This is a genomic window from Phocaeicola sp. GP0067 (assembly GCF_031119655.1).
Classification (GTDB): Bacteria; Bacteroidota; Bacteroidia; order Bacteroidales; family Bacteroidaceae; genus Phocaeicola; species Phocaeicola vulgatus.
Window position 1 is genome coordinate 38,975 of record NZ_JAVHZY010000022.1, and the last position, 25,752, is coordinate 64,726.

Consider the following 25,752-nt stretch of genomic DNA (forward strand, 5'->3'; position numbering starts at 1 on the left):
AGGGAAATGATAAAAAATCCTTTTTTTAATTAGTTACAGATTTATTTTCTCCCAGCAAAAGTAGGCGTGTATAACGGTTCTTTTTTTAGTGACAAAACGACTTGATTCTATCTATGTTGAAGATAAAATAGAATAGTATTGAATAAAATAAAACTGATGCTTAACAACATTCAAATATTGATTCGCTTTATTCAATACAATCACTATATTTGTTAAATGGATAATCTTAAAATACGTAATAGATGAAACACTTGAATTTTATTTTAGTCGGTTTATTTTTCCTGTGCGGTCTTTGTTGTCGGGCACAAGTGCTTCCTTTGGAAGAAAATGTGGTGCTGAACACCAAGGAAGGACAAATCAAAGGAAAACTGCTTTTGCCCGGTGGGGTGAAAACCTGTCCGGTGGTGCTTATTATAGCCGGCTCCGGACCTACGGATATGGATGGTAATTCAGCCATTGGCAATTTGAGGAATAATTCGTTGAAGTTTCTGGCGGAAGGCTTGGCGGCAAACGGCATCGCTTCCTTGCGCTTTGACAAGCGGGGGATAGGAACCAGTGCGTCGGCAGGTAAGGAGGAAGCGAAACTTCGTTTTGAAGATTATGTGAATGATGTGACGGGCTGGATTGATTACCTGGCGAAAGAGAAACGTTTTACGACAATCACGGTGGCAGGACATAGCGAAGGGGCGCTGATTGGAATGCTGGCCTGTCAGAACCGGCCGAAGGTGAAAGGCTATATCTCGGTTGCCGGTGCGGGGCGTCCTGCCTACGAGATTATAGAGGCGCAAGTGGCTGCTCAACAGAATCCGGAAGCGGTGCGGAAGGAGGTGGCATCCATTAACGGGTCCTTGAAAAACGGCAAGGAAGTGAGTGACGTGCCGGCTTATCTGCAATCATTGTATCGGGCTTCTGTCCAACCTTATTTGATTTCCTGGTTCAAGTATAATCCCCGGACGGTGATTGCTTCCGTCAAAGTGCCGGTCCTCATTGTTCAGGGTAAAAATGATATTCAGGTTTCGGTGGAGGATGCCGAACTTCTGAAAAAGGGTTGCCCGGCTGCCGAACTGCTTTTGATTGATAAGATGAACCATGTGCTGAAAGATTGTGAATCAAAGGACGTACAGCAGCAGATGCTTACTTACGGGAATCCTTCTCTGCCGGTGAACAGTACTTTGATAGCTTCTGTCAGTACATTTGTGAAAAAACTGAAATGATATGGGAGAAATAAAGAAACGTTTGCCGTTGAAATGCCCTGCGTGTGATGCACCGTTGAGGGAGATTCATTTCGGTCCGGCACCCAATCCTGTCTGGTTGGTGTTATGCGGTAGAGCATCTGATGGTGTGGCTGTTGTGTCGTATGTTGATAAGCCATCTTTATGGATAAAATAAAAAAGAGGATGCCAAAAGTCTTGTTGAAGCTTTGACATCCTCTTCTATGTTATACTGATGCGTTATTTAATCTTTTCTCGAATCTTGCTAAGATAGGCACGCATCCCCGCAGCATCTTTCTTGTTGATGATATCCAACAGCTCATTTAATTCTGTACGGATACCTTCTACCTGTGCAGGGGTGCGGGGATTGAATAAAATTTCCTGCAACAGGTAGTCGTCTTCGTTCAATACTCCTTTGGCTATCTTCATGTGGCGTTTGAAAGTAGTACCGGGAGCGTCCTGATGCTTCATCACTGCCGCAAAAACGAAAGTGGAAACAAAAGGGATGGATAGCGAATAGGCCACTGTCTCATCGTGCTCTTCAAAGGTATATTCAAAAATGTTCAGACCAAGGTTTTGGTATAAGTCCTTGAAGAAGATTTTACCCAGATGGTCGCCTTCGCTGATGATGATGGCATTTTCGGTGCTCAGTTTGTCAAGGTTGGCAAATGTGGGACCGAACATGGGGTGGGTAGATACATAACGGAATCCGCATTGGTCATAAAACTCTTTCAGTCCGGTCTTTACCGAGGCAATATCGCTGATGATGCAATCCTTGGGGAGAGCGGGCAATACTTGGTGAAAAGCATCCAGCGTATATTTCACGGTTGCCGCATTGATAACCAGTTCGGGCTTGAATTCTTCAATCTCTTCGAGTGTGGTATATCGGTAGGTGTTGTAAACGAAACGAAGGCGTTTCGGGTCTACATCAAATACAGCGGTTTCGTGCTGGAAGCTCAATACATCGGTAAAGAAGGAGCCCATTTTACCGGCCCCTAAAATTAGAATTCTCATAATCTTTCTATGTTTATTTATTAATGTCCTAAATTTATAGTGTTACAAAAAAATCCCGCATCCATTTTAGGAGCGGGATCCAACGTATCTTTTTCAATTTCAGTATTTATTATCTGTTATTTCATACATACAAATTCCCACTCTACTTTCTTGCCGAAGTAAAAGTAATAATAAGAATAATATGTATAAGTAAACAAATTCATAAGCCTGATTTCTTTTTGTTCTAAATTTGAGGGCAAAAGTAATACTTTTATTTAAGGTGCAAATCAAAAAAAAGATTTTTTTGTATTTTCTTGATGAGAAATCCTCCATGTCTTATGATTTAGAAGAATCCTCATAGACTTTTCATTTGTTAAAATGTAATAATATTGCTCTCCTTTGCTTAAACATGGTTAAAGGTGAATGAACTGGTAACTGTCTTTCTTGTACTTAAAGCTTAAAATATATTTATTTGTCAGACAAATAAGATAAATTGAATTCGCTAACTTTAAATATCAGTCAGATGTATAATTTGAAACTTCATAATCAGGCTGTAACTTTAGTTGACCAGGTTGAGGACAGCTTGCTGAATTATTTTCGTGAGCATGATTTGCGTATAGGAGATTCTATTCCCAATGAGTTGGATTTGGCGGCTGCTCTAGGGGTGGCACGTAGTGTGTTACGTGAAGCTTTGAGCCGTTTAAAAATGATGGGGATGATAGAAACACGTACCCGGAAAGGGATGATTCTGACAGAACCTTCTATTTTAGGTGGAATGAAGCGGGTGGTTGACCCTCGTATTTTGAGCGAGGATTCATTATTTGATATACTTGGCTTTAGGATAGCTTTGGAAATAGGTATATGTAGTGATCTGTTTCGGAATATTACACCTGAAGATATTGTGGAATTAGAAGAAATAGTGCGTTTGGGTATTGTGTTTGAAAATAATGAGTATGCGCCTATAAGTGAATTTACTTTTCATGCTAAACTTTATGAGATTACCGGAAATAAGACTATCCGGGAATTTCAGGAGATCATTCATCCGGTGATGGTATTTGTAAAGGATAAATTCAAAAGGTTTCTTGAGCCTATCAATGTCGAAATGAAGAAAAACGGCGATTTGGTCACTCATGCCGACCTTTTGGAATATATAAAGAAGAATGATGAAGCGGGGTATCGTGACGCATTGGAACGTCATTTTGCGGTTTATAAGATTTTTATGTCGGAACGGGAAAAGTTGAAGGAATCCCATGATATGGATTCAGTCTAATTGATATGAAGGAGAGAAGAACAGCACTTTATGATAGAAGTTCTTTTAATCGGGATATAATGGAAATATATAAAGTCATGAAGTATCGTATTTATTTTTTTTTGATTGTATTTGTTTTTATGATTGGTGGTCTGTGGGCATCGCCTGTGAAAGTTATTGTAAGACAGCCTGTTTTACCTGTATTAACACTGAAAGAAGCGAATCCTGTACTGAGATTGGAGTTTGTCAAACAGGCTTCGGGTGATTGTGCTGTCCGGGAAATTGTTTGCTCTTTGAAAGGGAGTACAGACTTAACGGATATTGAACATATCAGGCTTTATGCTTCGGCTGCGGATGGAACATTGTCTGTTGAACATCCGTTAACGCTTCCCATGCAAGTTTCTGAAAAAGTTTCTTTCAAGGAACCTTTGGTCTTGAAAGACGATACGACCCTTGTCTGGGTGACGTTGAAATTGAAGGACCGGGTCAATCTTTCTCACCGTGTCCGATTGGCTTGCTCTTCGGTAAAAACAGTGAAGGGAAAAGGAGAAGTTTTGCTGGATGGCTCTTTGGTGGATTTGCGTCTTGGTGTGGCTGTACGTCAGTTTGGACAAGATGGAGTGAATACTTCCCGTATTCCGGGCATCGCTACTTCAAAGAACGGAACATTACTGGCTGTTTACGATGCACGTTATGATACTTCGCGCGACTTGCAAGGTAATATTGATATTGCTTTGAATCGTAGTTTTGACGGTGGTGAAACTTGGCAGCCTATGCAGGTTGTCCTGGACATGAAGACTTGGGGTGGCTTGCCTGAAAAATATAATGGAGTAAGTGATGCTTGCATTTTGGTGGATGAAAAGACTGGAGATATCTATGTGGCAGGACTGTGGATGCATGGTGTTTTAGATGGAAAAACGGGGAAATGGGTAGAAGGTATGACCCAGGATAGTACGCGTTGGATTCATCAATGGCATGCGAAAGGTTCTCAACCGGGACTGGAGGTGAAAGAAACATCTCAATTCTTAATTACTAAAAGTACCGATGAAGGACGGACATGGAGTGAACCGATAAATATAACCCGGAATACAAAGCGTCCGGAATGGTGGCTTTATGCACCGGCACCGGGGCATGGAATTACATTGAAAGACGGAACTTTGGTCTTTCCTACCCAAGGACGGGATAAGGATGGAATGCCTTTTTCGAATATAACCTGGAGTAGGGATGGAGGGAAAACGTGGACAGCCGGTAAGCCTGCCTATCATAATACGACAGAATGTATGGCTGTGCAGCTGCAAGATGGAAATATCATGCTTAATATGCGTGATAATCGGAATTATGGTAATAAGGAGATAAATGGACGTAGAATTTGTGTAACTGCTGATTTGGGTGAAACATGGGTAGAACATTCCACTTCCCGTAATGCATTGGTTGAACCTACTTGTATGGCAAGTATCCATAAACATCTTTATAGAAGAAACGGTATGGAGAAGTCTATTCTTTTATTTTGTAATCCTGAATCATATAATAGTCGGGATCACATGACATTGAAGGTCAGTCTGGATGACGGAAAAACATGGCCGGAGGAAAGAAAAATTCTGCTTGATGAATATGGCGGTTTCGGATATTCTTGTATTACTTCTGTTGACGGGGAAACTATTGGGATATTGTATGAAAGCAGCCAAGCACAGATGGTTTTTCAGCAAGTAAAAATAAAAGAGTTAATCGGAGATTAAAGAATAAATAAACTTCTGTTTCTTATCTCCGGAAAAGGTGATATGGAATACTGCAAAAGTAAATTTGCTTATCATTTTATCATTCTGAACAATAGTGAAGAATCTGTTAGCAGCATACTTTATGTATGTATATTCTTCGCAAAGTTCAGAATGATAAAAATGAAATGATAGCATTTCAGAGTCTTGATATACTCTTTTGTATTTATTTATTTATTTATTTATTAATGATTTCCATTTGTTGCCTTACGCTTTCTTCGTGGATGGCTTCGAATACTTTTTTAATGAATTCTGAATCCATGCCGCACAATGAACCTTGTGCACCGCGCTTGTCCAGAATCTCATTGTAACGACCTGTCTGTAGAATGGTCATATCATGTTCTTTCTTGAATGTACCGATTTCACGGCAGACACGCATACGTTTTGCCAATACTTCGATAATCTCATTGTCGCAATCATCGATTTGGTTACGCAGTTCACCCAGGTTTTCAGTTGTTTGGGTTTCTTTGCGGATGACCAGCAGATTTAGGATGTAGTCCAGCACATCGGGAGTGACTTGTTGGGCGGCATCGCTCCATGCACAGTCGGGATTGCAGTGTGATTCTACGATTAAGCCGTCAAAACCTAAGTCCATCGCCTGCTGGCAGAGGGGAGCTACCAACTCGCGCTTGCCACCGATATGGCTGGGGTCACAGAAAATAGGCAGTTCGGGAATGCGGCGGCGCAATTCGATAGGGATATGCCATTGGGGTAGGTTACGGTAAATCTTTTTATCATAAGAAGAGAATCCGCGATGGATAGCACCCAGTTGCTTCAAACCTGCATTGTTGATGCGCTCGAAAGCTCCAATCCACAATTCAAGGTCAGGGTTGACAGGGTTTTTAATCAATATAGGAATATCCACACCTTTCAGTGCATCGGCAATTTCCTGCACGGCAAACGGATTGGCAGTGGTGCGTGCGCCAATCCAAAGCACATCAATACCTGCCTTTAAACATTCGTAAACGTGTTTGGCAGTAGCTACTTCGGTGGCAACATACATACCGGTTTCCTGTTTCACACGTTTCAGCCATGCCAGGCCATCTACACCGATGCCTTCGAAACCTCCCGGTTTGGTACGCGGTTTCCAGATGCCGGCACGGAAAATCTTAATGCCTTTATTGGCCAGCATAGTGGCGGTATCCATTACTTGTTCTTCGGTTTCGGCACTACATGGGCCGGCGATAATCATCGGGCGTTTCTTTTCAATTCCCGGAAGTTCGATGGGTTTTAAATCTAATTCCATAATCTGATATTTTGTTTTGTTACATTATCTTTTTAATTCTTTCCAGTGCTTCTGCCAGCTTTTCTTCTTTGGCACAGAGGGAAATACGGATATAGCGTTTGCCGTTGCTGCCGAAGATAAAGCCCGGAGTAATGAACACACGTGCTTCGTGCAAAACTTTTTCGGTCAGTTCTTCTACATCATTGTAAGATTCGGGAATGCGTCCCCAAAGGAACATACCTACCTGATTGGGATCAAAGCTACAACCGAGTACTTTCATAATCTCTTCTGCCAGTTGGCGGCGACGGCTATATACATTGACGTTCGCTTCTTCGTGCCATTCCACACTGTTGTTGTAAGCTTGTGCGGCGGCCAGTTGCATGGGGCGGAAAGTTCCTGAGTCAATATTACTCTTTATTTTCAATATCCATTGTATAAACTGCGCATTGGTGGCGAGCATTCCCACACGCCAGCCGGGCATGTTGTGGCTCTTGCTCATAGAGTTGAACTCGATGCAGCATTCTTTGGCTCCGGGCACATTAAGAATACTCAGTGGTTTCTTGTTCAGGATAAAGCTGTATGGGTTGTCGTTTACAATCACAATATTATGGCGGCGTGCAAAGTTTACCAGCTTTTCATACAGTTCCATCGTGGCGTTCGCTCCGGTCGGCATATTGGGATAGTTGGTCCACATAATCTTGACGCGGCTCAAGTCCATCTTCTCCAGTTCATCAAAATCGGGTTGCCAATGGTTGTCTTCGCGCAGGTTGTAGTTCACAATCTCACTGCCCAATATTTTATTTAAAGAGGTGTAGGTAGGATACCCCGGATTGGGAACCAATACCTGATCACCCGGATTGACCAATGCCAGCGTCACATGCAGGATACCTTCTTTGGAACCGATGAGCGGCTGGATTTCGGTTGCCGGATCAAGCTCTACATGATACCAACGCTTGTACCAGTCGGCCATGGCTTTGCGTAATTCAGGAATGCCGACAGTAGGTTGGTATCCGTGCGCATCAGGACGCTTTGCCTGTTCGCACAACACATTGACGGTTTCTTCCGAAGGAGGCATGTCAGGGCTTCCGATACCCAAACTGATTACATTTTTACCTTCGGCATTCATTTGTGCCACTTCTTTCAGTTTACGGCTGAAGTAGTATTCGCTAACATTCGCCAGACGGTCTGCCGGCTGAATATTATATGGTTGATGTTCCTTCTGCATATTCTCCTAATATTTTAAGTTCTTTTGTCAATGGTGAAACGGCGTCGATAGACTGCTTGTATCTTAAATAATCATTGAAAATTACGTCTACATAGAACAGATATTCCCATTCGCGGCCTATAATCGGTAATGATTGAATCTTGGTCAGATTTATTTTATAGAAAGAAAAGATAGAGAGCACTTGCGACAGGCTTCCTTCGTTGTGGGGGAGGGAGAAGACGATGTTGGCCTTGTTTACTTTCGAACGTTCACGTAAGTCATCGGCTTTCCATGGGTCGGCCACTACAAGGAAACGCGTGAAGTTGTGTTTGTTTGTTTCGATGCCTTCTTCCAATACTTTCATTCCGTACAAATCGGCGGCGTATCTGGAGCAGATAGCGGCGTGTCCTTTCAGATTTTCCCGTTTGATGGCTTCCGCACTTCCTGCCGTATCTTCCGTTTCTACTATTTTCAGTTTGGGATGTTGTATCAGGAATTCACGGCATTGTGCCAAGGCAACAGGGTGGGAGTTGACTTCTGTCAGTGTTTCCCAATTGTCGTCCGGCAAGCACATGAAGCTGTGTTTGATGCGTAGTTTGTGTTCGCCGACAATGGTCATGCCGCTTTCGCGCAGTAACTCATAGTTGTGCAGCAAACTGCCTGCAATGGTGTTCTCGATAGCGAGCATACCAATTACATTGCTATCCTGCTTTATGTTCGCAAAGACTTCTTCGAACGTGGAACAGCAGATTAGTTCGATCTCTTCTCCGGGGAAGAACTTGTGGGCGGCAATGTCGTGATACGAGCCCGGTACACCTTGTATTGCTATCTTTTTCATTCGTATATATATTATAAAAAAATCCCGCTTCTGCCGGAAGCGGGATTTCGTTGTTATTATCGCATTGTTTTAATCATTGTTTAACGTACACATACAAACTCCCGCTTCACTTTGTTGCTAAAGTAAAAGTAATAAAAGAAGAAAAAGTATGTATTGTATAATGCTTTCATTTTGTTCTTATTGTTATTGAATACGCTGCAAAAGTAATATATTTCTAGTAAAAACAAATAAATAAGAAGCTTTTTTTCAATTTTTTTTTAGGCAGTGCCTGTTTGGCTCCTGCTTTCCATAATTCCCGGCATCTGTTGTAAAGCCCAATCTACTAATCCTTCTATATGTGGTATTAAGCTTTTCCCTCTTTCTGTCAGTTCATATTCTACTCGCGGCGGAACTTCGGCATACACCTTCCGGCTCACTAGTCCGTCAGTTTCCAGTGTGCGCAGAGTTACAGTCAGCATACGTTGTGAGATATCGGCTATTGTTTTATGAATGTCGCAGAATCGCATGGTTCCGTTAGCATTTAATGTGATAAGAACCAGCATAGACCATTTATCACCAAGCCTGCACAATACATTCCGTACAGGGCAATTATTATCCGGATGAAAATTTTTCATTTTTTAATATTCTCTATTTGCTTGCCGTTCAACAATGGTTACCTCTATGTAAGTTCCTTATCTACAGGTGCCTTCTTGTTTTTGGGAAGAAGGATACTTACATTTGCATTACAAAAGTAATAAACTTACTAAAGAGAACTATTGTTCTACTAGATAAATTTATTGTTTCACTTATAATAAGTTAAGATTATGGCAAAGAAAGTAGCTGTTTTAGCGGTAAATCCGGTGAACGGATTCGGTTTGTTCCAGTATTTGGAAGCGTTTTTTGAAAATGGTATATCCTATAAGGTGTATGCAGTGGCGGAAACAAAGGAAATTAAAACAAACTCGGGCATTGAATTGGTGGCCGATGATGTGATTGCAAATCTTATAGGGCATGAAGATGATTTTGATGCTTTGGTTTTTGCCTGTGGGGATGCGGTTCCCGTATTTGCTCAAAATGCGGATAAGTCTTATAATGTGGACTTGATGTCGGTCTTGAAGGCATTTGCCGGGAAGGGAAAGATCCTGATAGGTCATTGTGCTGCAGGTCTGTTGTTTGATTTTGCTGGAATTACAGAGGGAAAGAGATTAGCTGTGCATCCTTTGGCAAAACCGGCTGTAAGTAAAGGGATGGCTACTGATGAGAGATCGGTTGTTGATGGTAATTTTTATACAGCACAAAGTGAAAATTTTGTTTGGACAATGATGCCTCAGGTAATTGAAGCCTTGAAAAAATAAGGGAATATTAATGTCGCCCAATGTAGAAATTTCCTATATTTGGGCGACAATTCCTAAAAATAGAAACAATGAAATACAATTTTGATAAAGTGATAGATCGCAGCGGTACGTCTGCTGAGAAAGTAGAAGGGCTGAAACATATTTGGGGACGTACGGATTTGATTCCTTTATGGGTGGCTGATATGGATTTTGCCACAGCTCCTTTTGTAACAGATGCTATTCGTAAACGTTGCGAAAATGAAGTTTTAGGGTATACCGGCAAACCAGATAGCTATTATAATGCGATTATAAACTGGGTAAAACAGCGTTATGATTTGATCGTGACCAAGGAAGTGATAAATTTTGTTCCCGGCATTGTACCGGGCATCGGTATGGCTATGAATTGTTTTACTCAGAAAGGGGATAAGGTAATGATTCAACCTCCTGTTTATCATCCTTTTGCATGGGTTACGACTCGTAATGAGCGTACTTTGGTCATAAATCCGTTGAAATGGGAGAACGGGATGTACCGTATGGATTTGGATGCTTTTCGTGAACAAATTAAAGGTTGTAAGCTCTTTATTTTATGTAATCCTCATAATCCGGGTGGCGTTGTGTGGACTGAAGCAGAGTTACGAGCGATAGCTGATATCTGTTATGATGAGAAAGTATTGGTCTTCTCGGATGAAATTCATGCGGATTTGACTTTACCTCCTCATACGCATCGTCCTTTTGCTACTGTCAGTGAAAAGGCTCGAATGAACTCCGTTACTTTTATGTCTCCTAGCAAGGCTTTTAATATGCCGGGACTATCTGCCTCACATGCTCTTATTTTTAATGAAGATTTGCGTAAACGCTTCCGTATCTATATGGATGCCGGTGAGTTGGATATGGGACATGTCTTTGCTTTTCTTTCTGTTGAGGCTGCTTATAGTCATGGTACGGAATGGCTTGACCAATGTTTGGCGTATATACAAGGAAATATAGATTTTGTCGACGAATTTTTGAAAAAACATGCACCTAAAATCAAGGCCATTCGTCCGGAGGCTTCTTATTTAGTTTGGTTGGATTGCCGTGAACTGGAGTTGAGCCAGAAAGATTTGAATGAATTCTTTGTAGATAAAGCGCATTTGGCATTGAATGACGGGGAAATGTTTGGTAAGGAAGGCATTGGCTTTATGCGTTTAAACGTGGCAAGTCCGCGTTGTATCATTGAAAAGGCGATGAAACAACTGGCGGATGCTTATCAACTATATATAAAGTGATTATTTTAAGTATTGCGTCTTAAAGATATTCACGCATAAAATGAAGATGGATAACAATAACGGTCCGAATATGACACCCATGAATCCGAATAAGGAAAGTCCGATGACCACTCCAAAAATGGTGATGAGTGGATGGGTGTCTGCCATCTTCTTTTGCAGAATAAAACGAATTAGATTGTCAATGTTTGTTACAATTAATCCACAATAAAGAAGTAGTCCGACGGCATGTGTCCAATCTCCTGAAAGAGCAAGATAGGCGGCTAGCGGGAACCATACCAATGCCGTTCCTACAATAGGAATGACGGTGGCAAAGCAGGTCAGGAAGCCAAACAATAGCGCGCTGGGTACATCAAACAAATAGTAGCCTAATGTAGCTATTCCTCCTTGAATGACTGCCAGTAAGGGAATACCTATTGCATTACTCCTGACAATCATATTAATTTCTTTCAGTACATTTTTTTTGTTTGTATCGCTGAAGGGAAGTAACTCATAGATGTATTTTTCCATTTGAATTCCGCCAATCAGCATGAAGTAGAGAATAAAGACCAATACGAAAGCATTAACGGCAAAGCTACTGATACTTCCCATCAGAAACTGTCCGATGGCAGGAAGAATGGAGGCTATGGATGAAATGTTTTCTGCGCTTAGTAAGTCATATCCCGTCTTGGTATGAAGCCAATCGGCAAGATTGGTTACCGTATGGATAAAACCTGTTGTATCTACGTTTACCGTCTGTAATTTATTGATCAGTAACCATACAGCCAATGATAAAGGTACAAGAAAGCACATGATGGCTTCTATCAAGAGTAAAATGGCTGTAATACTTTTTTTGAAATGTTTTTCTTGGGTAAGATAAAACATTTGTTTTCTTACCATGATGTAAATGGTGCATGCTCCTAAAATACCTCCCATGAAAGGAGACATTTTTATAAATAAAATAAGTCCTAATCCCAGTATAATGGTGATAAGGGAATATTTCCAATACTGTTCTTTTACGCTCATGTGTTTTTTGCTTATTTTGTATATAAATAAACAATAAAACGAATTGAAATGTTCCGCTTTTAAAACGGAACATTCTTAGTCATGTTTTCATAATTATTGTATTGACCGCTAATATTCATTTCATTTTCAGGAGCCAGTTCTATTGCTTTCTTCATATCTTCCACAGATCCGTCTTTGTCTCCTTTAAGTAATTTGATACGTCCTCGTTCATGATATGCTTTGGCAAAGTTGGGATTGATTTCAATGGCTTCATCATATACAGCCAATGCTTTGTCAAAATCTTTGTTTACCAGATATAGTTCTCCTGACAGGATATAGGCCTTTTCATTGAACGGATTGAGTGACAATACTTGATTAAAACATTCTTGTGCTTGTTCCGGTTCATTGGTGGCGGCTAGAATTTCTCCTTTCAAAAGCAAGGCTTGTTCGTCGTCGGGATTGAGGCTGAGCAACTTTTGTATATCTTCGGCAGCATCTTTTGCTTGTTTCATTTTCCAAAGTACTTCAGCGCGTAGCTGGTATGCTTCGGTATAATCTTCTTTCAATACGATAGCTTTAGTCAGCATAGCGATGGCGGTGATATCATCTTTCATGCCGATAGCTGCTTTTGCTGTCAAATAGAAAGATAGGGGGTTCTTATTATCTAAAACCAAAGCTTTTTGGCAGGCATCCTTCATATTTTCGTAATCTTCCTGCATATAGCAGATGCCAGCTAGTGAAAGGAAGGTGTTTACTTGTTCAGGATCTTTTGTAGCCATGCGGTCTAGTGTGATACGGGCATCATCTAGTCGGTTTGCCTGTGTATAAGCAGTGGCTAGCAGGCTGAGTGTTTCCAATTCATCGTTGATGGCAACTGCTTCTTCAAAACATTTAATGGCATAAGGTAGTTTACCCATACGTTGGGCGCGGATGCCGTCGTATTTTAAAATCTCGAAGTTCTTTTTATCATTTTTCTCTTTTTCGGTTTCGGGGGTGTTGTTTCCGCCGAATAAGGATTTAAATAAGCCCATAATTTATAGTTGTTTTATTTGTCTATTGTTATAATAAATCGTCTGAGGTAAATTTCTTGTTCCTGATGCTGCATGTTGGTAAAACGTACTGCCTTTATTGGTTTCTGTTGTAAACTGGCAGTCAGTCGGTTGTTTTTTTGTGTAAAGTTTACTTTACTCCAGTCTTTTCCATTTGCAGATATCTCAAGACTTCCCCAAGTTGCGATTTCCGGTTTCCCGAAATCTATCTCTATATTTTCTCCGGGATAAACTTGATCCAGTTCGATAGTCAATGAACCATTACCGGGCCATCTGATAACTTCCAGCGCCGGAGAAATCTGAATGCGGTTTATCTTTACCTGTAAAGGTAAGTTCTTTATCTGACTGATATCGCTTATTAGTTTATGCGGCATATAGTCGGTTTCAGCATTCAGCAGTGTGCTATATTTTTGGTTATAGCATTGCGTGACGGTGGCGAAAGTTTGATCAATCAATGGCTTGATTACTCTTCCTGCTGTCTTTATACCCGGTTGGTAAGGGTTTTGGTTGTATGTCTGGTCAATTTGAAACATTTGTTGTTGCAAGGCTTTCACGTGCTTGTATTTACGCATAAATAAAGATTGGTCATTTTTGTCGTATGCTTTGACCATTGCCAGTACTTCATTTCCGGTTTCACCCAATAGTTTGAACTGATAAAGCCAAGGCATGATTTCTACTATAATCGGATTTTTATCAGCATGGGCGACTAAAATATCACTTGATTCAACCATCTGGCTGAAGGTTTCTTGTAGAATAGAGAAGTCTTTTTCAGTGTAAGTTTTATTTTTTATGTAACTTTCAGTAAAGCTCTGCGCTGTGGGTTGGAGATTTACAGATTCCTCTCGGCGATATTTATGTCCGTTGGGGCCCAAGTCCGAATTATGGGCGGCAAAGAATTCCAGTTCAGTGGCAGCATCGGGCAAAATGTTCATAATAGCGTCTTTCCAAGTTTTTTCACTGTTATATTTTGTTGGATTCCAAGCGTATGAGGCTACACTATAAATGGCTATTTTAGAAGCCTCGGCATGTTCCATCGGATTAGTTACAAAGCCAGACATCTGATTGGCTATTTGAGTATCGTTTCCATATACTGGTCCCATGAGCAGATGATCTCTAACGTAATCGGAAACAGGAAAGTTCCACCATATATATGCCGGACGTTTAATCCGTTCGTTTATCCATTGAATACCATCTTGGGTAATATCGGAAATAACCCGGTCTCCTGTCCACATAATTTGTATGGATGGATTCAGTTTGTCTCCTAAAGTAGTAAGATATCCTTTAGCAGGGTCGGACCAACTTTTATTGTATTCTGTGGGGCACATGATAAGGGGAGTTACATCCGGTTTTACTTTTACAAAATGTTCATCTATGTAATTCAGCAGTTCTGCTTGTTTCACAGGGTTGGTACCTTCTCCTGAAATATCATCAAAGAAGACGGCAAAAGAACGGACACCGAGATGATACATCTTTTCAAATTTTGCCAATAATAATTCACGGTCTTCCTTATTCCATTTGATGTCTTGTCCCGGATGGATAGCCCAAACAAAATCGACTTCGTTTTCTTGAGCTACTTTTACTAATTCCTGTAATTGTTTTGCTTCTTTTTCGGGGTAAGGCAGACGCCAGTTGGGAGAACTATGGTAAGGGTCATCTTTAGGGCCGTATATATAGGTGTTCATTTTGTTTTCACCATAAAATTGAAGTTGGCGAAGACGGGCATTATGGCTCCAGGGGGTCCCGTAAAATCCTTCTACGACACCACGGTAGCGTATGGCCGGATAGTCTTGTATCTCTATTACCGGTAATTGGTTATCTTTGAGCAATTGTTTTAAGGTTTGCAAGGCATAGTAGGTTCCACGTTCATCGTTTCCTGCCAGAATTATTTCCTTATTATTGATGGATAGATAATAACCTTCCTTTTGGTTGGGGATCTGACGAGTAAACTTGCGGATGGACTTGTCTCCTTTTTCTCCTATATAAATGCGCAAACCGGTATTGGCCGGGTGTTTTCCACCTAATAAATCTTTTAATTCTTGTACGGCATATGGATTGGCTTCAGTTTCTCCCAAGAGTTGGTAAGTTTCAGGTAAATTGATTTGTCCGTCTTGTTTGGAAACTTGTTGAGGGATGGGCTGTACTTCTATGTTTTGGGCAAAGATAGTACAACCGGTAAAAAGACAAATGATTGCCAAATGCATTTTTTTCATGTTCTGTTGGGGTAAAAGGTTAATAAATCAATGGCAAAGATACGATTTATACAGAAAGAATTCCATCTTTTAATTGTATTATTTCTTCGGAAAGTAGGTAGGAGAGTACCTTTTCCGCTTTTTCACGATTGCTATTCAATTGGTTCAGTAGTTCTGAAGCAGGCATGGCGCCTGCCTGCAATAGCTGTTTGATTTGTTGTTCCAATTCTTGAAATTCTCCCTGTTTTATTCCTGAATGATGTTTGTTAAGACATACATCACATTGTCCGCAGTTGTGTTCGTTCTTTTCTCCGAAATATCTGAGTAGCATTCGGCTACGACATTTATCATCGGCTGTGGCATATTCTATCATAGCCTTGATTCGGGTGGTATAGCTTTTTTTCCGGTCTTCGTATATTTCCCGGGTTAGGGCAAGGCGATTCTTTTCTTGCCGTTCACGGGTATATATAATATAAGGTGTCTTTTTCCGTGGAATGTAATGTATGATATGTCTACGAGTCAGCGCCAGTAGAATTTCATAGATTCGTTGGCGGGTTAATCCGGAGCGGATTACTAAGGAATCTTCGTTAATATAGGCATAATCAGTAAATAGTCCTGTATAAGAACGCAAGATGATGTTTATCAGTTTCTCTGTATCTGTATCATTCTCGTGTAGTTTATAGAGTTCGTCGCGTTTCATCGTGAAAAGAATACGTGAAGCATTATCTTGCTCGTCTGTATATTCTAAATATCCGGCACGGGTCAGAATCTTTAAAGCGCTGTCGGCTTGTACGGGGAAATGTTTGAAGTTACGACAGAATTCATCCAAGTTAAAAGCAAAGGTGCAACCCATACCGTCTCCCATGGCCATTTGAAAATAGTAGTTGATATCTTCGTACACTTTTCGGATATAATCCTTGTCGGGAAATGTATCACTGATACGTTTGTTGAGGGTGGTTTTATCACTTTGGGCGTATAGCAGGACAGCATATGCTTTCTGCCCGTCGCGCCCTGCTCGTCCGGCTTCTTGAAAATAGGCTTCAGGAGAATCAGGCATATCTATGTGGATAACGATACGTACATCTGGTTTGTCGATACCCATTCCGAAGGCGTTGGTTGCTACCATAGTACGGCTTTCTCCGGTGAGCCAGCTTTTTTGACGTTGATCTTTTACATCATTATTCAAACCGGCATGATAGAAAGTGGCAGTTATGCCGTTATTGACCAGTAGTTCGGCAATTTCACGTGTACGTTTCCGGTTGCGGGTATAGACAATGGCGCAGCCGGGCACACTATTTAAAATATGTAATAGCTCTTCCTGTTTATTTTCTGTAGGACGTACAATGTAAGCCAAGTTTTTTCTTTCGAAACTCATTCGGAAAACCTGACTGTCTTTTTTAAAGTTTAGCTTTGTTTGAATGTCTGTTACTACTTCCGGAGTGGCAGTTGCTGTCAGTGCCAATACAGGTATGTCGGGAAGGAGTTCGCGAATTTCTGCAATTTTCAGATAAGCAGGGCGGAAATCATATCCCCATTGAGAGATACAGTGTGACTCATCTACCGTGATCATGCTTACCTTCATGTTCCGTAGTTTGCTACGGAATATTTCAGTATCCAGCCTTTCCGGAGAAATATAAAGGAATTTATAGTCGCCGAAGATACAGTTTTCCAATGCAACAATGATCTCTTCGCGTGTCATGCCTGAATAAACTGCCAAAGCTTTGATACCTCGGTCGCGTAAATTGCGTACTTGGTCCTTCATCAGGGCAATAAGAGGTGTAATAACCAAACATAATCCGGGTTGTGCTAAAGCTGGTACTTGGAAGGTAATGGATTTGCCGCCACCGGTAGGCATCAATCCTAGCGTGTCGTGACCGTTGCCTATACTTTCAATGATTTCTTTCTGTATGCCCCGAAAGTCATCATATCCCCAATATTGTTTTAGAATTTCTTTATAGGTCATTGGACGGGAAATAAGAAAATTATGTCAAAACTCCAATGACTTATCATCTTATTATTCTGATAAGTGTCTGATAACGTCATTAAAGTTTTGACATATTTCAAAGATAAATCTTTATCATTATTCCTCACTGGGTTTTATATCTTCTATTTGCAATTGTACTTCACCACGTTTGTGCGTATTCTCTTCAATGGTATAACAAATATCAAAAGAACGTTTGGTCTTGATATAGCGTGCTTGTGAACTTTGTCCGAAAGCGATGCCATTCATCACATTGTTTGATTTATTGTCTACCAATTCCAACTTGATGTGTTCCTGATCACGCCCTACTACTTTGCTGGTTCCATAATCATATACATTATGTGTACAAAAGATTGGTTTGTGGTTGTCCGGTCCGAAGGGATTGAACTTTTTCAGGTCTGCATGGAACTTCGGAGTGATATCCCGGAAGTCAATTTCTGCATCAATATCAATTACAGCACTGGTCTGTTCCGGCAAAATATGTTCTGTGACATAGGTTTCAAAACGACGGGTGAATTCTTCCACATTTTCCACTTTCATGGATAGTCCTGCAGCATAAGTGTGTCCTCCAAAGTTTTCCAACAAGTCACGACAATGTTCGATAGCTTTGTAGACATCGAAACCTGATACGGAACGGGCGGAACCAGTTGCCAGATTATCTGTACGGGTTAATACAACTGCCGGGCGGTAATAAATCTCTGTAAGGCGTGAGGCTACGATACCGATAACACCTTTATGCCACGCTTCATTATAGATGACAATGGAACGCCGGTCTGCTAGTCCTTCCAAGTGGTCTACAATTTGGTTGGCCTCTTCGGTCATGGTCTTATCCAGATCTTTACGGGTTTCATTGTATTGGTTGATTTGGTTGGCTTTCTCCAATGCTGCCGAGAAGTCCTTTTCTATGAGCAGTTCCACCGCCTCTTTTCCGTTCTGTATACGTCCGGATGCGTTGATGCGCGGACCTATCTTGAATACGATATCACCTACGGTAATTTCTTTTTCTGATAATCCGCATACATCGATAATAGCTTTCAGACCTACACTGGGATTGGAATTCAACTGCTTTAAGCCGTGGTGTGTCAGCACTCGGTTCTCTCCCATGATAGGTACGATGTCTGATGCTACGCTGACAGCAACCAAATCTAATAAAGGAGTTAGTTGATGAAATTCAATGCCATTATTCAAAGCGAAAGCCTGCATGAACTTGAAGCCTACACCACATCCCGAAAGATGATCGTAAGGATATGTATTGTCAGCCCGTTTGGCATTCAGAATAGCTACGGCTGGTGGCAATATATCATCAGGCACATGGTGGTCACAGATGATGAAATCGATACCTTTTTCTTTTGCATAAGCAATTTCCTCTACGGCTTTAATACCGCAATCTAACACAATAATGAGTTTTACACCTGTTTCACAGGCATAATCCACTCCTTTTACTGATACTCCGTAGCCCTCATTATATCGGTCGGGAATATAGTAGTCAATGTTCGAATAGAACTGCTGGAGAAATTTGTATACCAATGCTACAGCTGTTGTACCGTCTACATCATAATCTCCATAAACCATGATACGTTCTTTCCTGCCCATAGCTTGATTAAGCCGTTCTACAGCAATGCTCATATCCTTCATCAGGAATGGGTCGTGTAGCTCGTTAAGCTGGGGGCGGAAAAATCTTTTAGCCTCTGCTGCTGAGGTTATACCTCTTTCCAGCAACAACTTACAAAGAATCGGGCTGATCCCTGTTTCTTTGGCTAATGCTTTAGCTGCTTCTGTCTGTTCTTGGCTTGGAGGTTGATAATTCCATTTGTGATTCATTTTATATATTGTTTTTTCTTTTTTCTGCTCTCGGAAACGGGATAATACCATTTTCTGGTTATACTTACCCAATCAATCCGTAAAGTTAGGAAAAAACAAATAAAAAAACCGCTAATTCCATATATATTTTATGGAATTAGCGGTAAAGTATTGTATAGTAGCGGATTATTTGATACCTAATTTTTTAGCAATTTCTTTAGGCAGTGCATTTTTATTGACTACGATATTCATGGTTTTGTAACGGACGAATGCTTTAGAGGCATACCATAAGCCATCGTATTTTCCGGCTTTTCCCCAAGAATTCTTTACCATATAATAGTCGTTTCCTTCTTGATCCTTAGCTATACCGTAAATCAACATACCATGATCATCGGTTGTTTCCCAATTGTCATAAGCTTCCTGGCGTTCTTCTTGTGTACACCATTTCTGAGGTTGTGGTTTGGTGTTCAGTTTCTTTTCTTCCGGTTTCATTTTCAACCAATGAGCCATGTCTGATCCACTTAGTTCTTGTACTTTTTCCGTATCGGGCATAACAGCTACGCCGTCACGTGTAAAGCCTTGTTCACTGACATCAGATCCCCATGCGATTGGATAGCCGTTATTAATGGCATTATCAAAAACCTGCATGAATTCATCAATGGGAAGGTTGTATGATTGCCCCCAACGCCAGTTGTCTTGAATTTCAAGAACAAATGGTTCGTAGAACGGATGGTGGGTGTACGAGGTCAATGAAATGTAATCATTTGGATTCAATCCTGTTGATTCGAAGAATGAATGGGGAGTGTATTCTTTTCCTTTATAAGTGAATTTTTCAGGGCATTTACCTAAATAGATATCATGAATAGCGGCAATGGCCTTTTTCCATAATGGATTATGGTTATTATCTGTCTGGAGTTTGCGTAATTTTCCTTTGGCTATTGCTGCTACTACAGCATCCGATACGGCTGTAAGTTCTGTATGGTTACTTAATGTATCACCATACATGACTCCCGGACGCATAACTTCTTCGGGTACCAGACCAAATTTTTTCATTCCATAGATAACGTCATAGAATGATCCTCCTTGGGAAAAAGATACATCTCCGTGAGTACGTACGGCGGCATCGGCTCGATCCAAATAAGTTTGGTGTACGATGTACATTTCAGAAAAGTCGTATTCTCCTTTTCCCATACGAAGTAATTCTGATTCTAGAAAAGCCATACTGGAATAGCACCAGCAAGTACCGGCACGGCTTTGGTTCTTGACAGAAGTAATAGGCAGTTCTTTTACTGTAGTGAATACAAACCCTTCTTCCTTTGGCTCTTCTTTTTGTGCATCTTGTGCAAAGAGGCTTATACTGCATAAACCTAATGCTGCTAATAATGTAAATCTTTTCATTTTAGAAATAATAGTTTTGTTTGTTATGTTACTCATTCATGATAGTTTCTACTTCTTCGATAGTGATAGGGATGCGTTTCTCGCCAGTGAAACGGGAGCCTTCCGAAGTAATCAGAATATCGTCTTCCAGGCGGATGCCTCCAAAATCTTTGAATTTTTCAATGGCATCAAAGTTCAGGAAGTCTGTATGCATTTTCTCAGCTTTCCATTTGTCAATCAATGCTGGAATAAAATAGCAGCCCGGTTCATCGGTAATCACAAAGCCTTCCTGTAAGCGACGTCCCATGCGCAGGGAGGCTAGCCCGAACTGGGAAGAAGGACGGATTTCATCGTCATATCCTACGTAAATTTGTCCCAGGTCTTCCATGTCATGTACATCCAATCCCATCATATGACCTAATCCATGGGGCAGGAATAAAGCGTGTGCACCAGCGGCAACAGCTTCTTCCACATTGCCCTTCATGAGCCCCAGGTCTTTTAATCCTTGAACCAGCACTTTGCAGACTTCTAAGTGTACAGACATATAGGTTATACCTGGACGAGTAATTTCCAATGCTTTATCATGGCAAGCCAATACAATATTATACACATCTTTTTGCCGTCCTTCAAATTTGCCTCCCACAGGTACGGTACGGGTATGGTCAGAACAATAATTTGTCACTCTTTCAGCTCCGGCATCTGTCAGCATCATGCGTCCTGGTTCTAATATATGGCTATGGTCATGATTATGTAATGTTTCCCCATGTTGGGTCAGGATAGTGGCAAATGAAGTCATGCTTCCATAAGAAGCGGCGATGCCATCCAGTACTCCGGCGATATATTGTTCCTTTATTCCAGGTTTACATAGACGCATAGCGGCTGTGTGCATTTCATAACCGATATTACATGCCAAATTGATTTCTGCTATTTCGCAAGCTTCTTTTACAGAACGTAAATCAACTACAGCTTTTATCAATTCTACAGAAGCGTATTTCTTTACTATAGCGGCACGGATACCGGTTAAGTCTTCCAAGAGCATCATATTATCGAATCGGTAGGGAGGAAGGAAATGTACTTTTCTACCTTGCGCGATAGCTTTTCCTACCACCTCTTTTAGCTGGGGGAAGGGAAAACTTTTCTGAATACCTACTTGTGCAGCCAACTCTTTCACACTGGGTTGGGGCCCCATCCAGATAATGTCGTCCATATCTACATCATTTCCGAAGAAATAATCCTCTCCTGCTTCTATATCTATTACACCTGCATATCCGGGGTGAGAATGACCGAAGAAGTAGAGGAATGAACTGTCCTGACGGAATTTATATGTGTTATCCGGATAGTTTGCCGGAGCTTCATTATTACCTAGTATAAGGATAATACCGTTTTGCACTTTGTTTCTAAGTGCCTGACGGCGTCTTTGATAAGTTGCGGAATCAAACATGGCTAACTTTATTTTAATTGAAAATTTATTGAACTGTGTTGCAAATGTAATAATTATAATCTTAAAAGTACTATTTGCTTATTTGATTTTTTAATCGATTTCGGCTTTATTTTTATCATTTGTCAATCTTGCTTTTCTAATTTCACAGGTTTCTCTTATTTTTCCTTGATAAGTTGCCATTCAGTAATTTATACTGCTAGGAGAATTTGATTGATATTTATGATGGAATGCAATTATTTAATAAATATAAAAGATACGGCTAAATACTTTGAAAAGGTTAACTTTGCAGTGAACTCTTTCAAGGATAGATTTGTTCCTCAACATTGATTATGAAAATAGATGATAAAACAGGGCTGGTACTGGAAGGCGGAGGTATGCGCGGAGTTTTTACCTGCGGGGTATTAGACTATATGATGGATAAGAAGGTTTGGTTTCCGTATGGGGTAGGAGTTTCTGCCGGAGCGTGCAATGGTCTTTCATATATGTCTCGCCAGCGTGGTAGAGCTAAGTTTAGTAATATTGATTTATTGGAGAAATATCATTATATCGGCATAAAGCATTTATGGCGTAAGCACAGTATTCTTGATCAGGAATTGCTTTATGAACATTTTCCTAAGGAAATTCTTCCTTATGATTATAAAACATATGCTGAAAATCCTGCTCGTTTTGAAATGGTGACTACTAATTGCATTACAGGTAGGGCGTGTTATTTGGAAGAGAAACATGATCCTCGACGTATTATTGCCATAGCTAAGGCGTCCAGCAGTCTTCCTTATGTTTGTCCTATAGCTTATGTAGATGGTGAGCCGATGCTGGATGGGGGAATTGTGGATTCTATTCCTGTGTTGCGTGCTATTGAACAAGGATTTGATAAAAATGTAGTGGTACTTACCCGTAATCGGGGATATCGCAAAAAAGGAAAGGATATGAAAATTCCTCATTTTATCTATAAAAAATACCCTCGTTTGCGCGTGGTTTTAAGTAAACGTTGTCGTATTTACAACGAACAGCTTGATTTGGTAGAGCAATTGGAAGACAGGGGCAGGATTGTGGTAATTCGTCCTGAAAAGCCGATGGAAGTGGACCGTATTGAAACAGATATAAAGAAACTGACCGATTTATATGAGGAAGGGTATGCCTGTGCAAAAAAAATGTTCGAAGAAAAACGAATACTTCAAAAATAAACTTTTGGCCAAAAGAATGTTTTTTATACATGGGGATATTGGAGGAATGGGGGATCATTCTTGTTATATGGGGTAGATGAGGTTCTACCGCATATAACAAGAATGAATGCTCTTTCCTTTTGGAAAGAAAGATAATATATTAATAATATAAATGTGACGGTACAGTTAATACTTGCTCGGTATAAACTTGCTCGACGGTCGGATAATCTATAGTGAATGTCTTTTTTAAATCCTCAAAAAAAGCCATGAGGACTATGGGGGAAGTCCTGGAAGAAGGTATATATTCAGAGATTATAAATGTTCTTTTGGGTTGTTCTGGAAGAGTTAGATCAAATGAGATGATATGTCTTGTACCCCATTGTTCATTTTCTATTTCATTGGATTTTCTTTCAAAACTACCTTCTATAGCCTTGTTTCCAAACTTTTCTTGATAAACCAGTACTTTGCCTCTTGCAATTTCTGCATCCGTGTAGATAAATTTGTATCCTCCTCCTGTCTTTACTGGTATTGTAGCTAATGCTTTTTCTTTAATTGTTTGTTTTTCAGAATCTTTTAAGTCTCCTGTAAGAAGTATATCCTGTTTGCTTACAATGTAATTATCGGTGTAATAGTCTACTATTACATGAATGTCAAGTGTGTTTCCTGATTGATCTCTTACAGTAATAATCGCTTCACCTAATGCTAATGCTTTTATGGATATGTCGCAAGAAGAAATCATTTTGGTTTCTATAATTTCCGGTTTATCGCAGCTTATTTCATAATTCCCGTCTCCCCCTTGCAAAGGAAAAGAGTATGTCTGATTATTAGGATAGTTTAATTTTATATTTGCTGTTTCTCTATTTTTTAAGGAGATGGGAGCAAGTTCATCATTGCTGCACGATGAAATTACTAAAGAGCAAAGGAAAATAAGCACTGTGGCTAGCATACTGTTAAGTCTCATAGTTTGATCTTGTTTTATGTTCTACATAATTTAAATGAAGGATTAGATGATTTACTGCTTGGCAATTAGAAATTTATTTTTTTTTCTTGAGTTTGTCCAGGCTGTGGATAAAATGTGGGAATACAAAATGAAAAATCCCTCTTTCTTCTAAAGAAAAAGAGGGATTATAGTTGAGTTTCTTGTTTCTGATTTTTATTTGGCGAAACTTACCGCACGTGTTTCGCGGATGACTGTAATCTTCACTTGTCCCGGATAAGTCATTTCGTCTTGAATCTTTTTCGCAATTTCACCGGATAAACTTTCAGTCTGTTTGTCGTCAATCTTGTCGGCACCTACAATCACACGTAATTCGCGGCCAGCTTGGATAGCATAGGTTTTTGTTACCCCTGGATAAGACATGGCTAATTGTTCTAGATCGTTCAAACGCTTGATATAAGCTTCTACGATTTCACGGCGAGCGCCTGGACGTGCGCCTGAAATGGCATCACATACCTGTACGATGGGAGCCAGCAGGCTAGTCATTTCAGTTTCGTCATGGTGAGCACCGATAGCATTACATATGTCTGGTTTCTCTTTATATTTTTCGGCTATCTTCATGCCTAACAATGCGTGCGGCAATTCCGGTTCTTCATCAGGTACTTTACCTATATCATGCAGTAATCCAGCACGTTTTGCTTTTTTAGGATTCAAACCTAGTTCAGAAGCCATCACAGCGCAAAGATTGGCTGTTTCACGAGCATGTTGTAGAAGGTTCTGACCGTATGAGGACCGATATTTCATCTTACCGATAATACGGATCAATTCAGGGTGCAGGCCATGAATACCTAAATCAATAGTGGTACGTTTACCGGTTTCAATAATTTCTTCTTCTACCTGTTTGCGTACTTTAGCTACCACTTCTTCAATGCGTGCCGGGTGGATACGTCCATCTGTAACCAGTTGGTGTAATGCTAAGCGGGCAATTTCGCGGCGTACAGGGTCAAACGCTGAAAGTACAATAGCCTCGGGTGTGTCATCTACAACGATTTCGACACCGGTTGCTGCTTCTAAAGCCCGGATATTACGCCCTTCACGGCCGATGATGCGTCCCTTTATTTCGTCCGATTCAATATGGAATACGGTTACAGAGTTTTCGATAGCAGTTTCTGTGGCTACTCGTTGGATAGACTGGATAACGATACGTTTAGCTTCTTTATTAGCTGTTAATTTGGCGTCGTCCATAATGTCGTTAATATAGGAAGCAGCCTGTGTTTTCGCTTCTTCTTTCAAAGATTCAATCAGGCGTTCTTTGGCCTCCTCAGCAGAAAGACCGGAAAGAGCTTCCAGTTTTTCACGTTCTTGCATTTGTAATTTATCCAGTTCATCCTTTTTCTTGTCTATGATGACAATTTGAGCTTCTAGATTTTCTTTGATAGCTTCCGCTTCTGTACGTTTGCGTTGAACCTCTTCCTGTTTTTGGTTCAACATCAGTTCGCGTTGTTTTAATTTATTTTCGGCTTGCTGAATCTTTTGGTTACGTAGGGCGACTTCTTTTTCCAGATCAGCTTTTTTGTTCAGGAATTTTTCTTTTACTTCCAAAAGCTTGTTCTTTTTAATTACTTCAGCTTCCGTCTGTGCCTCTTTGATGATGATGTCATACTTAGATTTCAGGCCATATCTGAAAAGCATGTATGATAGGCCACCACCTACAGCGAAACACACAATTGCTATTATTACCGTTGTTATCATTGTTATTAATTT

At 40.5% G+C, this 25,752-nt stretch carries 21 protein-coding genes; 7 read left to right on the top strand and 14 right to left on the bottom strand.

Annotated elements, in window-relative coordinates; genetic code table 11:
• The first annotated feature begins 242 nt into the window (after positions 1–242).
• Both RE317_RS15490 and RE317_RS15495 read left to right on the top strand, forming a co-directional pair.
• The gene (locus RE317_RS15490; protein ID WP_008668004.1) at positions 243–1,214 is read left to right on the top strand and encodes an alpha/beta hydrolase; all 972 of its coding nucleotides are present in this window, start codon (positions 243–245) and stop codon (positions 1,212–1,214) included.
• 1 nt (position 1,215) lies between these two features.
• The gene (locus tag RE317_RS15495; RefSeq protein ID WP_005848831.1) at positions 1,216–1,389 is read left to right on the top strand and encodes a hypothetical protein; all 174 of its coding nucleotides are present in this window, start codon (positions 1,216–1,218) and stop codon (positions 1,387–1,389) included.
• 62 nt (positions 1,390–1,451) lie between these two features.
• Here RE317_RS15495 and RE317_RS15500 read toward each other — a convergent pair whose 3' ends face one another.
• The gene (locus RE317_RS15500) at positions 1,452–2,225 is read right to left on the bottom strand and encodes a prephenate dehydrogenase/arogenate dehydrogenase family protein (protein ID WP_005842565.1); all 774 of its coding nucleotides are present in this window, start codon (positions 2,223–2,225) and stop codon (positions 1,452–1,454) included.
• Positions 2,226–2,727: 502 nt separating this feature from the next.
• Between RE317_RS15500 and RE317_RS15505 the strand changes: the two genes are divergently transcribed.
• Positions 2,728–3,474 (top strand): FadR/GntR family transcriptional regulator, encoded by a 747-nt coding sequence (locus RE317_RS15505; protein WP_005848829.1) that lies wholly within the window; start codon positions 2,728–2,730, stop codon positions 3,472–3,474.
• A 5-nt stretch (positions 3,475–3,479) separates the two neighbouring features.
• On the top strand, positions 3,480–5,189 hold the full coding sequence (locus RE317_RS15510) for a sialidase family protein (protein ID WP_008668009.1): 1,710 nt from the start codon (positions 3,480–3,482) through the stop codon (positions 5,187–5,189).
• Between the two features lie 214 nt (positions 5,190–5,403).
• On the opposite strand, the gene RE317_RS15515 is transcribed toward RE317_RS15510, so the two are convergent.
• The 4 genes from RE317_RS15515 to RE317_RS15530 all read right to left on the bottom strand — a co-directional run bounded on the left by RE317_RS15515 (position 5,404) and on the right by RE317_RS15530 (position 9,106).
• Positions 5,404–6,471, bottom strand: a complete 1,068-nt coding sequence (locus RE317_RS15515; protein ID WP_005842564.1) for a bifunctional 3-deoxy-7-phosphoheptulonate synthase/chorismate mutase type II — start codon at positions 6,469–6,471, stop codon at positions 5,404–5,406.
• 19 nt (positions 6,472–6,490) lie between these two features.
• Positions 6,491–7,675, bottom strand: a complete 1,185-nt coding sequence (locus tag RE317_RS15520; protein WP_008668011.1) for a pyridoxal phosphate-dependent aminotransferase — start codon at positions 7,673–7,675, stop codon at positions 6,491–6,493.
• Positions 7,650–8,492, bottom strand: a complete 843-nt coding sequence (locus RE317_RS15525) for a prephenate dehydratase (protein WP_005842562.1) — start codon at positions 8,490–8,492, stop codon at positions 7,650–7,652. Before RE317_RS15525 ends, RE317_RS15520 begins: the two co-directional genes overlap by 26 nt.
• 257 nt (positions 8,493–8,749) lie before the next feature.
• Positions 8,750–9,106: a helix-turn-helix domain-containing protein gene (locus tag RE317_RS15530; RefSeq protein ID WP_005842561.1), complete on the bottom strand. Its 357-nt coding sequence runs from the start codon at positions 9,104–9,106 to the stop codon at positions 8,750–8,752.
• 189 nt (positions 9,107–9,295) lie between these two features.
• On the opposite strand from RE317_RS15530, the gene RE317_RS15535 reads away from it, so the two are divergent.
• Together RE317_RS15535 and RE317_RS15540 are read left to right on the top strand one after the other, a co-directional pair.
• Positions 9,296–9,826, top strand: a complete 531-nt coding sequence (locus RE317_RS15535) for a DJ-1/PfpI family protein (protein ID WP_005848826.1) — start codon at positions 9,296–9,298, stop codon at positions 9,824–9,826.
• Positions 9,827–9,894: 68 nt separating this feature from the next.
• Positions 9,895–11,070, top strand: a complete 1,176-nt coding sequence (locus RE317_RS15540) for a MalY/PatB family protein (RefSeq protein WP_005848825.1) — start codon at positions 9,895–9,897, stop codon at positions 11,068–11,070.
• On the opposite strand, the gene RE317_RS15545 is transcribed toward RE317_RS15540, so the two are convergent.
• From RE317_RS15545 to RE317_RS15575, 7 genes are all read right to left on the bottom strand, one after another.
• Positions 11,071–12,072, bottom strand: coding sequence for an AI-2E family transporter (locus RE317_RS15545; protein ID WP_005848824.1), 1,002 nt, complete (start codon positions 12,070–12,072; stop codon positions 11,071–11,073).
• A gap of 59 nt (positions 12,073–12,131) precedes the next feature.
• Complete coding sequence (locus tag RE317_RS15550) at positions 12,132–13,082, bottom strand: lipopolysaccharide assembly protein LapB (protein ID WP_005842556.1); 951 nt, start codon at positions 13,080–13,082, stop codon at positions 12,132–12,134.
• A gap of 14 nt (positions 13,083–13,096) precedes the next feature.
• Positions 13,097–15,310: a beta-N-acetylglucosaminidase gene (locus tag RE317_RS15555; RefSeq protein ID WP_008782381.1), complete on the bottom strand. Its 2,214-nt coding sequence runs from the start codon at positions 15,308–15,310 to the stop codon at positions 13,097–13,099.
• A gap of 46 nt (positions 15,311–15,356) precedes the next feature.
• The gene (locus tag RE317_RS15560) at positions 15,357–17,252 is read right to left on the bottom strand and encodes an ATP-dependent DNA helicase RecQ (protein ID WP_005848822.1); all 1,896 of its coding nucleotides are present in this window, start codon (positions 17,250–17,252) and stop codon (positions 15,357–15,359) included.
• 117 nt (positions 17,253–17,369) lie between these two features.
• Complete coding sequence (recJ, locus tag RE317_RS15565) at positions 17,370–19,091, bottom strand: single-stranded-DNA-specific exonuclease RecJ (protein WP_011965432.1); 1,722 nt, start codon at positions 19,089–19,091, stop codon at positions 17,370–17,372.
• A gap of 165 nt (positions 19,092–19,256) precedes the next feature.
• Positions 19,257–20,468 carry an aminopeptidase C gene (locus tag RE317_RS15570; protein WP_011965433.1) on the bottom strand — a complete coding sequence of 404 codons (1,212 nt, stop codon included), beginning with the start codon at positions 20,466–20,468 and terminating at the stop codon, positions 19,257–19,259.
• Positions 20,469–20,496: 28 nt separating this feature from the next.
• Positions 20,497–21,888, bottom strand: coding sequence for an aminopeptidase P family protein (locus tag RE317_RS15575; protein WP_303266256.1), 1,392 nt, complete (start codon positions 21,886–21,888; stop codon positions 20,497–20,499).
• A gap of 329 nt (positions 21,889–22,217) precedes the next feature.
• Here RE317_RS15575 and RE317_RS15580 point away from each other — a divergent pair, with 329 nt between their 5' ends.
• Positions 22,218–23,072, top strand: coding sequence for a patatin family protein (locus RE317_RS15580; protein WP_008668014.1), 855 nt, complete (start codon positions 22,218–22,220; stop codon positions 23,070–23,072).
• 139 nt (positions 23,073–23,211) lie between these two features.
• Here RE317_RS15580 and RE317_RS15585 read toward each other — a convergent pair whose 3' ends face one another.
• On the bottom strand, positions 23,212–24,012 hold the full coding sequence (locus tag RE317_RS15585; protein WP_005839005.1) for a hypothetical protein: 801 nt from the start codon (positions 24,010–24,012) through the stop codon (positions 23,212–23,214).
• Between the two features lie 192 nt (positions 24,013–24,204).
• Positions 24,205–25,740: a ribonuclease Y gene (gene rny / locus RE317_RS15590; protein ID WP_005848820.1), complete on the bottom strand. Its 1,536-nt coding sequence runs from the start codon at positions 25,738–25,740 to the stop codon at positions 24,205–24,207.
• Positions 25,741–25,752 lie beyond the last annotated feature (12 nt).